Source organism: Nocardia sp. NPDC057353 (genome assembly GCF_042667085.1).
Taxonomy (GTDB): Bacteria; Actinomycetota; Actinomycetes; order Mycobacteriales; family Mycobacteriaceae; genus Nocardia.
In genome coordinates this window covers 12,186-24,524 of sequence record NZ_JBHVAK010000022.1, presented here as the reverse complement: position 1 = coordinate 24,524, position 12,339 = coordinate 12,186, and the positions used below count along the sequence as shown (strand labels likewise).

11 protein-coding genes are annotated in these 12,339 nt (G+C 68.6%); 3 read left to right on the top strand and 8 right to left on the bottom strand.

Features of this window, described 5'->3' with window-relative positions; translation table 11 throughout:
• Window positions 1-2: 2 nt before the first annotated feature.
• Window positions 3-1,640: an ABC transporter substrate-binding protein gene (locus ACFUUZ_RS13945; protein ID WP_378695947.1), complete on the bottom strand. Its 1,638-nt coding sequence runs from the start codon at window positions 1,638-1,640 to the stop codon at window positions 3-5.
• Between the two features lie 170 nt (window positions 1,641-1,810).
• On the opposite strand from ACFUUZ_RS13945, the gene ACFUUZ_RS13940 reads away from it, so the two are divergent.
• From ACFUUZ_RS13940 to ACFUUZ_RS13930, 3 genes are all read left to right on the top strand, one after another.
• Entirely contained in the window at window positions 1,811-2,692 is an 882-nt protein-coding gene (locus tag ACFUUZ_RS13940) for an SDR family NAD(P)-dependent oxidoreductase (protein WP_378695945.1), read from the top strand.
• 190 nt (window positions 2,693-2,882) lie between these two features.
• A complete protein-coding gene (locus tag ACFUUZ_RS13935; protein WP_378695943.1) occupies window positions 2,883-3,476 on the top strand; it encodes a GNAT family N-acetyltransferase in 594 nt (197 codons plus the stop codon).
• Window positions 3,473-4,342 carry a hypothetical protein gene (locus ACFUUZ_RS13930; RefSeq protein WP_378695941.1) on the top strand — a complete coding sequence of 290 codons (870 nt, stop codon included), beginning with the start codon at window positions 3,473-3,475 and terminating at the stop codon, window positions 4,340-4,342. The genes ACFUUZ_RS13935 and ACFUUZ_RS13930 overlap by 4 nt, the downstream gene beginning before the upstream one ends.
• A gap of 10 nt (window positions 4,343-4,352) precedes the next feature.
• Here ACFUUZ_RS13930 and ACFUUZ_RS13925 read toward each other — a convergent pair whose 3' ends face one another.
• The 7 genes from ACFUUZ_RS13925 to ACFUUZ_RS13895 all read right to left on the bottom strand — a co-directional run bounded on the left by ACFUUZ_RS13925 (window position 4,353) and on the right by ACFUUZ_RS13895 (window position 12,237).
• Complete coding sequence (locus tag ACFUUZ_RS13925; protein ID WP_378695939.1) at window positions 4,353-5,321, bottom strand: SCO2521 family protein; 969 nt, start codon at window positions 5,319-5,321, stop codon at window positions 4,353-4,355.
• A 116-nt stretch (window positions 5,322-5,437) separates the two neighbouring features.
• Window positions 5,438-6,448, bottom strand: a complete 1,011-nt coding sequence (locus tag ACFUUZ_RS13920) for an SCO2522 family protein (RefSeq protein ID WP_378695937.1) — start codon at window positions 6,446-6,448, stop codon at window positions 5,438-5,440.
• A 43-nt stretch (window positions 6,449-6,491) separates the two neighbouring features.
• The gene (locus ACFUUZ_RS13915; protein ID WP_378695935.1) at window positions 6,492-7,412 is read right to left on the bottom strand and encodes an SCO2523 family variant P-loop protein; all 921 of its coding nucleotides are present in this window, start codon (window positions 7,410-7,412) and stop codon (window positions 6,492-6,494) included.
• Entirely contained in the window at window positions 7,409-9,265 is a 1,857-nt protein-coding gene (locus tag ACFUUZ_RS13910; RefSeq protein WP_378695933.1) for an SCO2524 family protein, read from the bottom strand. The genes ACFUUZ_RS13915 and ACFUUZ_RS13910 overlap by 4 nt, the downstream gene beginning before the upstream one ends.
• A gap of 760 nt (window positions 9,266-10,025) precedes the next feature.
• Window positions 10,026-10,385: a hypothetical protein gene (locus ACFUUZ_RS13905; RefSeq protein ID WP_378695931.1), complete on the bottom strand. Its 360-nt coding sequence runs from the start codon at window positions 10,383-10,385 to the stop codon at window positions 10,026-10,028.
• 162 nt (window positions 10,386-10,547) lie between these two features.
• Window positions 10,548-11,252: a hypothetical protein gene (locus tag ACFUUZ_RS13900; RefSeq protein WP_378695929.1), complete on the bottom strand. Its 705-nt coding sequence runs from the start codon at window positions 11,250-11,252 to the stop codon at window positions 10,548-10,550.
• Between the two features lie 58 nt (window positions 11,253-11,310).
• Window positions 11,311-12,237 (bottom strand): PDR/VanB family oxidoreductase, encoded by a 927-nt coding sequence (locus ACFUUZ_RS13895; RefSeq protein ID WP_378695928.1) that lies wholly within the window; start codon window positions 12,235-12,237, stop codon window positions 11,311-11,313.
• Window positions 12,238-12,339 lie beyond the last annotated feature (102 nt).

Sequence of the window (12,339 nt, the reverse complement as noted above, 5' to 3'; positions counted from 1 at the left end):
CCTCACTCCTCGATCCAGGTGTCGTACAGCCAGGTGCGGGCGGTCGACTCGGTGCCGAAGCCGTGCACCGACGGGGCCAGCCCGAAGACCTGGGTCTCGTCGTACAGCGGGATCACGTACCCCTCGGCGAAGAGGTGGTCCTGGATGGCCCGCACCGCGGCCGCGCGGCGCTCCGGGTCGAACTCGAAGGCCTGGGCGCGCACCAGCTCGTCCAGCTTCGCGTCCGGGGTGGGGGCGTGCAGCTCGTTGGTCGCGGTGCTGTCGTAGGCCGAGCGCAGCACGTCCGGCTCGGCGCGGGAGAGCTGCCCCTGCACCAGCGCCCAGCTGTCGGCGCGGGCGGTCTGGGTGGCCTCGTACTCGGTGAGCGAGGTGGCGTTGATGGTCAGCTCGACCCCGGCCTTCTTCCACTGCGACTGCAGCAGCTCCAGCACCGGCTGGGCGACCTGGTAGTACGGCGCGATCCAGATCTCGATCCGGAGCCGCTTGCCGTCCTTCTCCCGGATGCCGTCCGGCCCCTGCCGCCAGCCGCCCTGCTCCAGCAGCGTGTTCGCCTTGTCCAGGTCGTACTTCAGCGCGTCGCCCGCGTCCGGCCGCTGCGGCGTGCCCTGCACCAGGATGCTGCCCGGGATCGGGTAGCTCGGCGAGAGCACCGTCTGGTTGATCTCCGCGCGGTCCGTCGCCGCCTGCAGCGCGAGCCGGACGTTCCTGTCGGTGACCGGCGCGGTCGAATCCAGCTGCGGCGACAGCTTGTTCGTCTGCCCCTGCACCGGGAAGGCCTCGATCCGGCCGCCCTGCGCGCTCACCGTCTCCTCGTCGTAGGGGGCGATGTTGCGGGCGATGTGCGCCTCACCGGACTGCAGCGCGCCCACCCTGGTACCCGCCTCCGGCACCGTCTTGAAGACCACCCGCTCCAGGTAGGCGCGGCCCTCGTGGCCGGAGCCCGCGGGCGCCCAGTTGTAGTCCTCGCGCCGCTTCAGCGTGATGCCGGTGGTGCCGTTCACCGACTCCACCACGAACGGCCCCGACGCGATCCAGTTCTGCGCCTGCCCCTGCCCGTTCAGGTCCCGCTCCAGAAACGGCCGCGCCAGAATCGAGCCCGCCCGATAGAAAGAGGTCACCTGCAGGAAACCGACATTCGGCTTGCTGAAGTTCACCTTCACGATCAGTGGAGCCACGACTTCACTGCCGACGTAATTCGTGAAGAAGGAATCCGGCGGAATTCCGAGCCCCTTGTCCCCGAAACCGTGCTGGTCGTAATTCGCCTTCACGATGGCCGCGTCCACCGGGTCGCCGTTGCTGAACGTCACCCCCTCGCGCAGCGTGAAGGTGTAGCTCAGCCTGTCCGGACTGATCTCCCAGGACTTCGCCAACCACGGCCGCACCTCGCCCGACTCCGGATCCTGCCAGGTCAGCCGGTCCGCCAGATTGTTCGCGACCTGGCTGTTCGACCAGATCGACGCCGTCGGCAGCCACGCCGTGTACTGCACCGGATCGTAGAAGTTCAGCGTCCCCCCGTAGACCGGGGTGCCCCCCTCCGCCCCCGTCGAATTCGACGGCCCGCCGCACGCGGCGAGCGCTGTCACGAGAGCGGTCGCCACCGTCGCGGTGGCCAGAAGTCTGCGGAATCGGATATTCCTCATGGCGGTGGTAGGTCTTCCTCGAAATCGCACGCCGACAATCCGGCGCTGTCGGGAGAAAGTTGACCATTTCGCCGCCGGACGTGACGACCGGTCAGCTCATCGTGATTCGAACTCCCGGATCGTGAAGCTTTGCTACATTCATCGCCAACGGCGAGTGATCGGGGGAGCCCGTGTCCACCATCGTGATGACCGGGGGGACATCGGGGATCGGCGCCGTCGCCGTCTCGCTGCTGCGGTCCGAGCACCGCGTCGTGCTCGGCGCGCGGCGCCCCGCGTCCGGTGTGGAGTCACTACCGCTGGACCTGGCCGCGCTGGCGTCGGTGCGGACCTTCGCCGCCGGGATCCGGCATCGGCTGGGGTCCGAGCCGATCGACGTGCTGGTACTGAACGCGGGCGTGATCCGGGCGAACGCCGACGGGCGCACGGTGGACGGCTTCGAGACCACCTTCGCCGTCAACCACCTCGCGCACTACCTGCTCCTCCGACTGCTCTTCCCCGCGCTCGCACCCGGCGCCGTCATTCTGCTCACCACCAGCGGCACCCACGACCCCGCCACCGGCGCCGGGCTGGAGCCGCCCCGGCACGCCGACGCCCGGCTGCTGGCCGATCCGCAGCTCGATCCCGCGCTGCCCGCCGAGGCGGGGCAGCACGCCTACACCGCTTCCAAGCTCTGCGCGGTGCTCACCGTGCGCCATCTCGCCGCCGAGTACCCGAACCTGGTGACTCCCATCGCCTTCGATCCCGGGCAGGTGTTCGGGACCGGGCTGGCGGGGGATCTCGCGCTGCCGATGCGGGTGGCGTGGAAGGTGTTGGGCACGCCGGTCGGGTGGCCGCTGCGGCAGTTCCAGCCGACGCTCAACAGCGTGCCGGACGCGGGGGCCGCGCTGGCCTCGCTCGCTTCCCTGGATGTGGCGCCGGAGGCGGGACAGAGTTACGCCGCGGTGCGGCGGGGGAAGCTGGGGTGGCAGGAGCCGTCGGAGTTGGCGCGGGACGCAGAGGTGGGGGCGGCGCTGTGGACGGAGAGTGCGCGGCTGGCCGGGTGGAAGGACTGAGGGGATTGCAGCGCGGGGATCGCATGCGCGTCGTCGAACATGCTGCCCGCGTGCGTAATTAGTCTGTTCGACTGAATTTTCCGCAATTCGGTCGACTCAGGGATTGGTCCCGGGGCACACTCGGGGGACGGCGCCCGGTGATCCTGGCCGGGTGTGGAGCGAAAGCTCGGGGGATCCGGGGGATACATCCGTGACAGTCTCGACGGCGTTCGAACTACCCACATTCCGGCCGGCGGTTCTCGCCGACCTCACCGGCATCAGCATGATCGAGAAAGCGGAGTTCAAGGACCGGGCGTACCCGTACTTCGTCATCCGGCAGTTGTACGACCTGCACGGTGCGCGCTGGCTCGTTGCCGAGATCGACAACGAACTGGTGGGATACGCCATCGTCGCGGTCGGCAACGACGACCGCGCCTGGGTGCTCACCCTTGCTGTGGCCCCACCGTTCGTCCGGCGCGGATTCGGCAGCGCGCTGCTCGAACGCGCCGTTTCACACTGCGCGTCCACCGCGATCAAGCAGATCTTCCTCACCGTTCGGCCCGGCAACGACCCGGCGGAGCGGCTGTATCGCAAACTCGGTTTCATCCCCGCTGCCCATGAGCCGCGATACTTCGGCCCCGACGAACCCCGCGATGTTCTGGTGCGAAACGTGGATCCCGGACACGATCCGAGCGCCTTCGCCGACTCGGCTTCGGACATCTGGCGCAAGAACACCGTACGCCCGACCGGTCACCGCCTACTGCACGACCCGGCACCGGTGATCAAGAGCATCGGCGACCCGTGACCGAGTACGAAGGCGACGCCGAATTACCCGCCGCGGTACAGACCGTCACCATTCTCATCGATCGGCACGCCGCCGTCTACTGTCGCGAACTCGCCCGCTACTACGACAGTGTGGCGGACGGCGCGACTCGGCCGGACGAACGCCCCCTGCTGGACTCCTTCAACAACCACGTCGAGCGGACGGTCGCGGGATACGATCCCGCGCAGATCGAGCAGTCCGGCGACAGCCTGGTTTTCGACCACATCTACGACGTCGCCCGCCAGGTCGTGATCGATGACGACGAACTGGAGCGCACCCCGATCGAATCGCTCACCGCGCTTCTGGCCGCCGAGGTCGAGTTTCGCGGCCCACGCAAGCTCAGCCGCACGCAGAGCATGCTGCTGGCCGAGATCTACGAGCGGCTCGGCCACTCCCTGGTGGAGACCGATGTGCCGGGCCACGCCGCGCTCGCCTTTCAGCGGGCCCAGTTCCTGCACCAGGCCAACGAGGATCTCGACGCCCAGGACCGCTGCGGGCTCGCGCTCGCCCGCGCTCGGCGGCGGGCCCGCTACCCGCGCTGGCGGCGGGCGCCGGGGTGGGCGACCGATCTGCTGTGCGGGTACGGGTACCGACCGTTCCGGCTGTTGATCTGGATCGGCATCTTCGTCGGGCTCTGCGCGCTCACGCTGTACTCGACCAGTGACGTCCCGCTGCTCCGCGCCTGCTACCTCTGTGTCATCAATTTCCTCAATCCCATTGTGGGCGAGGAGGACCCGATCGAGATCACCACTATCGGCAAGGTCGTGCTCGTGGCGGAAGCCTACACCGGCCTGGTCGCCTCCTCGGTCTTCTTCGCATTGCTGGTGCGGCGCTGGTTCCGGCTGTGAGCGGCGCGGGTCAATCCGTGCTGCCCACGCGCGGACGCCGGAAGGCGGCCAGTGTCGCAACGCTCATCCGGCCGTGCAGGTGCCCGAGCCGGGCGGACCACTCGGCCGAGAAGCCGGGATCCCGCTCGATGTCCTGCCACAGCCCGCGCACCAAGGCCGGAGTGTGCGCACCGGGTGCCCAGAGGTGGATGAAGCCGGCAAGCAGCGGGCCGATGATCGCCTCGGCGGAGTCCAGATCGGTCGCGGGCACCGAATCCGCCTCGTCCATCACCGCGGCGGCGACGCCGAGCAGCCAGTCGTGCCGGGCCAGATCCGCGCAGAACCGGCCGACCTGCGCGAGCTCCGCCTCGTCCCCAACCGTGATCAGGACCGTACGGACCCGGTCGTCCTCCAGTCGGAACATCAGCGGCGCAGGCCCGGTCTCACCGATGCGCGCGGCCCAGCGCAGCCGGGTCGTCCCGCTGTGCAGCGGGGCCCGCTGGTCGAGGGCAAGCCCCATCCCGAGTTCGGCGAGCAGCCTGCGGCTGATCGAAGCCAGGTCGAGGGCGTCGCGGCTCGGCGTCCGCGCCTGCAGGAAGCCTTCGATCAGATCGGTTCCGGTGCGCGGCGTCACCTGGGTGATCACCTCGCCGGTGCCGACCGCGGCGAGGTAGTACGACCACGGCTCCCGCTTCGGCGCCCGGGCCCGGCGGATGCGGGTCCACGCCGAACTCTGCAGGATACGGCCGCCGGCGATCTGCCCGGTGACCGCCGCGGTGCCGATCGCCCGCATCGCGGCGCCGGAGGGGGTCGGCAAGCGGCAGTCGAAGCCTTCCGCCATGATCGGTGAGACGGCCAGGCTGTTCGGCCGCTCCCGCCACTCGACCAGGCGGCCCGGCATCACCGTGAGCAACTCCTCGGCCGCCGTGCGCACGAGTGCCGTCGAGTTCGGCACCGCGCAGGTATGGATCTCCCCGAGCATCAGCAGCGGGGCGTCCATGTCACCGGTCTCAGCGACCGACGGACCGCTGGGGCGGGGCCGCGCCCCGGCTGCCCGATTCACGAAACGCCGCCGGCCCGGAGCGGGCGATGTCTCCGGCTCACGTGCACTCATACTCAGACCTCGCCGAGGAAGATGTGGTCCAGTCGGTCGGCAATGGCAGGCGGCACGCGCACTCCCTCGGCCGTCCCCCGCGCGATCAGTTGGCCCACCACCTCCGGGTCCAGGTAGAGGTGGTCGAGGATGACCCGCACCGCGTGCTCGATGGGGAGGTAGTGCCGCGGCAGCACGGACAGCGTCCGATACGCCGCGAACGGCTTGGCGCGTGGATTCAGCTGCAGCACCGCGGGCAGCTCCCACCACTGCCTCGGCCAGGTCCGGCCCTGCGCCCATACCTCGGGCACGACCACAGGCGCCCCGTTGTCGCGCAGCATTCCCAACCGCAACAGCTGCCAGACCGTGGCCAGGAACGGGCACGACCACCGGGTGAACGTCTCGGTCCTGCCGTTCACCCGGCGCTGTTTCGTGCTCCACATCTGCACGTCGAGGAAGATCGAATGCTCCCGGCTGCCGAGTTCTTCGGGATGCTCATACCGCCCGGAGTGCATCGCCTGGCCGGATGCCGCTCCCTCGGAGCCGCGACGGCCATTGCACAGCCACCCCGTCTCCTTCGCGGGCGGGCGGGTTCCCGTCGCCCCCTCGACGGGCCCCTCGACGATCTTGGCGGCGACCATGCTCGCGAGTTCGATCGGATCGGCGCCCGGATCGGTGGTCGGCGTCTCCCAGCAGCCCGCCTCCCGGGCCAGATAATCGATGTGCAAGCCGTACTCGCCTGCGATCCGCAGCAGTTTCTCGATGATTTCGCCAGGATCGGTATCGCGAATGAAATAGTCGTCGATCAGAAAACAAGTACTGACCCGGGCCTGTGCGCCCAGGGCGGCGCGTGCGTTCGCGATCGCCGACTCCACGAACGGAACGACCCGACTGAATTGATTGCGAATGACGTCCTCGTGTTGGACGAGGTCGTTCATGTAGAAATGGCCCACCTCGATAGACCAGTGCGACAGCGGCACGTGCTCGACACGCCGGTGCTCGCTCGCTTCGCTGTAGCCGACTCCGTACTCCACGGATATCGAAACCTCTCCATTCGATGGTGCCGGACGCGGAGTCTCAGAACGGATCCCAGGTGGCCGGATTGACCAGGCGCGCAGCGAGTTCTTCGAAGGCCGCGGAGGTGGCGGCGTTCGCGATGCCGTTCGCCACATCGGCATCCAGGATTATCTGCTCCCGCCACTGCAACACCGGCTCGACCGGGGTGCGACCGAGCAACGACGTCGCGCCGAGCTTCCGGCGCGAGGCAAGGGTGCGGAGCGCGGAATCCTGCTCCCGCAGCCAAGCCGCCTGCGGACCGCCCGACGCGCCGCTGGTCGGTTCATTGAGCTGCGGCACCGCGGTGCGGATGTAGCGCAGATCGCTGAGCAGTTTGGTGCGGTCGTGGCCCCAGTGCGAAGCCTCCTCCAACAGGCCGTGCGTCCCGTGCACCAGACCGTTCGCGGCGAGGATGTGCTGCCGGGTCCAGCGATGATAGACCAGCCAGCGCACCGTGGCGGAGGACAACTGCGGCGTCGCGGTGGCCCGCAGCGCCAGTTCCATGGCCAGCGACCGCCCCGCGCTGAGGTCGACGATGCAGACCTTGAATTCCGCATCGAGCTGGGAGAGCAGGGTGGCGCAGCGCCTCACGACGGTGTCGGTGACGGCATTGAATTCCGCTCCGCCGTCGTCCCCGGGGAAGAGCACCAGCTTCCCGGTCCGGGAGCGCATCTTGCGGAGAGCTCCCCGATCGCTGGTCGCCCGAACGTCCCAGCGATCCGCGCTGGCTCTGCCATCGAGCAGGTACGTGTGCAGGCCTCGGCCTTCTCCGACTCCCCGCTCCACCGCTCCGATTTCGAACAGGGCTCCCGAGGTGGGTGAGCCGAAATCGAAATCCAGATAGGCCACCGTCTTCCCGGCCATGCACAGCCGGTAGGCGATATTGCAACTGGTCACCGAGCGCCCGGTACCGCCTTTGTCGGATGTCGAGAAGACGATCACAGGTACGCGCTCCTCGAAGCGTCCTGTCTGGCGTAGGAGAGGCGATAGAGATCCCGCAGGGCGTCCGCCGCCAGGACGAAGGCGGTGCCCGCCTGCCTGCGGGCGACGAGTTGCCGCGCCTGCTCCAGGTGCTCCTCCACCCGATCCAGTGCGACCCGGTCCTCGGACGACTGCTCGATGCTCACGTTCAGCATTTCCTGATTGAGGAGGTGCTCGGCCTCGTTGAGCAATTCGACGGCTCGATTGACCATGGGCGGCGAGGTGAGCGGCGCTTCGCGGAAGGTCTTGTCCGCGGTCACCAGGCACTCCACCACCCGCTCGGTCATGTACCAGGACGGCTCCTCCACCGGAGCCGTGCCGGGGCCGAACAGGACGTGCGGGTCGTCCCAGAGGCCGGCGGCGTTGCCCTGGCGAAGTGTTCTGGCATCCAGGTGATCCATGGCCGACTTGGCCAGCTCCATCAGCCGATCGCGCGCACCGATGTTTCCGGACAGCTGCGCGGCCTGCAAAATGCGCTTCAGCAGCACCGGCGCGAAGTCGGAGACATTCCAGCGCAGAACAGAGCCGTTGTCGACCTTCTCGCTGCCCCACAAGTTCAGCCGGACGCCGGTCTTGTGCAGCTCCGCGGCGGGATCGTTCTTCATCGCACGGCGGACAACCCGGCCGCGGCGGGCCAGTTCCTCGAAAATGTCGATCGCCCGGGTCAGGTCGTCGTCGGTCGCGGTGCGGCGGACCAGATCCTGGATCAGCACAGCGGAGACGACGAGACTGAAGTAATCGGATTCCTCACCATCAGAGGTCCGCCAGGGAATGTCCTCGAGCGGCCAGTCCGATTCACCGAACCGCGCGACCGTCGACCAGTAGTTCTGGGTGAGATCCCAGCGCAGCCGCAGCGCCTCGGCCAGTCGCACCTGCTCCGGGTTCAGCAGGTCGAGTTCGCGGGTGCGTGCCGAGATGAGGTCGTTGATCCCGTCCAAGGCGATGACGGTGAAATAGAGGTAGGGACGCGCGACCGCCAGCCCCTGCTGTTTGGCGATCGGCCCATCGATGAAATCGACCTCCGCCGCGCCCTCGACGATCCCCCAGCTCCAGCCGCATTCGAAGAGCCTGCCGTCGTCCGCCAATTCGGTATCGCGGGTCTGGCCGAGGGTGACATCGCTTCGCAACCGGGCCCGGATTCGTTCCAGAGCCCGCGCCACGCTGTCGACCACCGCGCGGTCCGGCTCGTCGCGCTGGTTCAGCATTCGGAGCATGTTCTGCCCCGCTTCGGAGGACGCCGTCGCGGTATTCACGACGAAACTGCGCACCAGTCCGGTCATCGCCGCCGTGAGCCGGGAGCTCAGTCCGGCGCGGAGGTCCCGGATGCGGTCGATCAGCTCCGTCCTGGCCTCGGCCCGGGCCCAGCCGTCGAACACCCGGACGAAACCGAGACCCGCCAGGCAGAGCGTGGTCGACATGGAGTAGGCATCGACGACCTCGATCTTCCGCTGCTCGGTCGTCGGGCCGCCGTCGTCCGTGCCGGTGAGATAGTTGCCACCGGCGAAGTTCGGGGTACCGTCCGCATTGGTGTTGCGAAGGAGATACTGCTCCAGCAACTCGACCACAACGGCGCCGATCCGCGTCTGGCCGCCCAGCGGCGCCAAGACCGACCGCACATCGTCAGCCATGTCGTCCGGGCGATCGAGCGAGAAGGTATCAATTTCGGTAGCGGGGTACAGTAAGCACAGTAGTTGCTCGGAATCGCTGATCGATCCGAGCCCTGGCTCGCCGTCCCATTTCCATTCGCCGTCCCAGCACGCCGCGATGAGCGCCTGCCAGACATCGAGAATTTGCTGCCGTGGTCGTATTCTCACTGGACGCAGCCCTCCCCCCGGTCCGGCACATCCCACCCGGACCGTTCCGAGCGGCGGAGCGCCGGAGATGGCTGATCCAAGCGTACACCGTCCCTCATTCCCCTGTCTCCCTGAGTGTTTCGATACGAAAACCCCGTAGCCCAACTCGTTCGATAGGACGTCCGGCCTCGACGGCGCAGCACTGCCGGACGAGACCAGGGGCGGGTAGTCGCAATCGCGGTCACCGGATTCGAAAACTCCTCGTACACAGGGACAGACGGAAGTCGCGCACCGCCGACCGACGGGACGCTTGTTTCAAACTGCACGATCAGATCGCGTACGAACCGCCATGTCAACCCACAGCGTTTGCCATACGATAGCTGATCGATATCAAAACGAGCGCCGGATTGCGCCCACCTCCGAAAAAAGGTGCGTGACCTGCGGCGCTGCGGTCGTCACCAGCGGTATCGGCGCGCCCTACCGGACGCTGCGTTTCTACCGCACGACGTCGCAGGCCCGGTGTCCATCGATCAGGGGACAACCAGCGGTTGACTTCCCAAGGGTGCAGTGTCCGCGCGTAATCCATTGCGTCGCAATTGATCAGGTGGTTCGCGGGAACTGTCGCGCGACTCGCTGCCGCGGGGCAGACTCGTGGAGGAGTCCGGCACCAGCGACGGACGAATGGAGTAGGGGATGCGCATCAGGCCGCGACAGCAGCCACTGTGACGCGGAACAGCCGCTCTGCCTGTTCTATCCGGCGACCGAGATCCGCGCCTTCGCGCTAAATCAGCCGAACGAGATGACCGCTGACCTCGAGGCGACGCTGGAGGCGTGGGGCGAGGAGACGCGGATCGGCGGTGTGATCGTCGGGCTCGGATTCACCGTCTTCGCTCACCCGGTGCAGCGTCATCGCCCGGTGGTAGGCCGGCGCCGCGTGTTCGTACGGGCCGGCTTTCGGCATGTGCCCACCGAGCGACTCGTACACCTCGACGAGCAGGACGTTCTGCCTGCTGCTCAGGCGCAGCGGGCCAGAGTATTCGACGTCCGCCGCGATGAACGCGGCCAGGACTGCCTCGGGATCGCGCCGTTCGGTCGCGTCGTACAGCGCGGCGAACATCAGTGCGTGCGCATCGCGCCGCACGGCCGTGAGGTCGTAGGGGTCCTACCCCCTCGAGGATTCCCGATGCACTCGTTCACGACTTCGGGCGCACACGGCACGGCACCGGAAACGTACAGCGGCTCCACCCGGACCAACCCGGATGGAGCCACCTGTCCCCCGGACCTACCGCCGGGCCGCTACGCCCTACTTCGCCGCCGGCGGAACCGGCGCGGGCGCGTTGATGGTGGAGAAGTACTGGATCGCCGCGCCGATGATGACCGGGGCGGTGATCAGGATCTGGCCCGCGAGCGTGCCGAGCGCACCGATGGCGAGGATGCCGCCGATGCAGCCGACGGCGGCGGCGGGGACGAACGGGCCGAAGAGGCCGACGATGGTGGCCGAGGCGACGGTGGCGCCCGCGATGCCGCCGAGCACGCAGCCCGCGGCGCCGCCGAGGAGGCCGCCGACGAGGGTGCCGATGGTGGCGCCCGCGCTGATGGTGCTGGTCAGGCGCGACCAGGCGGCGACCTCGCGGTCGTACTCGTTCTTGAACGGCGCCTTGTCCTCGTAGGGCAGCGCGACCGGCTTGTAGACGGCCTGCGCGACGTCGAGCTGCGGGGTCAGGGTCGCGGTGCGGTCCGCGATCTGCGCCGCGATCGGGAACTCGAAGTCGTCGATGCGGAAGCTCAGCGGCGTTCCGGCGACGAGGTCGCCGTTCGGGGCCTTGATCTTCAGCGCGGCGTCCTCGACGACGAGGGAGCCCTCGTCGATGTTGATGATGCTCTGGGTGTCGGTGGCGTGCGCGGTGAAATCGACGATGCCGTCACCGGCCGGCGCCGCGCCTGCGGTGCCGGACGCGATTCCGCAGGCGGTGACGAGACCCGCGGCCACCGCGACGATCTTCCTCATCCTGATGTTTCCTCTCGGTTTTCGGTGCACCCGGCAGCCCGGTCGGGCTCCGGGTAGTTCAGAGGTCGAGGACCAGCAGGTCCTGCCGGGCCCGGGAGACGCAGAGCATCATGGTCTTCCCGGCGGCCTGTTCGTCCTCGGTGAGCAGCGAGTCGCGGTGCTCGATGGCACCGGCGAGCACGGTGGTCTCGCAGCTGCCGCAGGTGCCCTCGCGGCAGGAGGTGATGACCGGGACGCCCGCGGACTCCAGCACGTCGGCGATGGATCTGCCTGGCGGCACCCGGAAGGTCCGGCCGGTGCTTGCGAGCCGCACCTCGAACTCGGTGTCGGCCGACTCGCGCACCGGCTTGGGCGCGAAACGCTCGACGTGCACTGGCATTCCGCGCTCGGTGCCTGCGGCGACGGTGGCGGCCAGCAGCGGCTCGGGGCCGCAGCAGTAGACGGTGGCGCGGGGGTGCCGGTCGAGCAGCTCGGCGATGGGGAGCAGGCCGTGCTCGTCCTGCGGCAGCAGCGTGGTGGCGGCGGGGTGGCGCTCGGCCAGCGCGCCGGCGAAGGCCATGTGGGCGCGGCTGCGGCCGCCGTAGTAGAGCGACCAGGGCGCGGCGGCGGTGCCGGTCATGGCCAGGATCGGGGTGATGCCGATGCCGCCGGCGACGAACAGGTACTCCTCGGCGTCGACCAGCTCGAAGTTGTTGCGCGGCGGCGAGACCTGGAGCAGCGAGCCCGCCAGGGCGGTGCGGTGCAGGTGATCGGAGCCGCCGCGGCCCGCCGGTTCGTGCAGGATGGCGATCCGCCAGCTGCCGGTGTCGCCGGGGTCGCCGCAGAGCGAGTACTGCCTGACCCCGGCGGGGCCCGCCGCGACGTCGATGTGGGCACCGGGACGCCAGCTCGGCAGCGGCGCGCCGGAGGCGTCGGCCAGGTCGAGCGCGAAGACGCCCTCCGCCTCGTCCCGGCGGGCGCGCACCCGTACCGTGATGTCGTTCATCTGGTCTCCTCACCGGACGGTGTGATGCGGTAACCGTCACGCGAACCCGACCGCGGCGCAGGGCGCGAACGGGCAGATGATTCGGCCGATCGAGAACGCCTA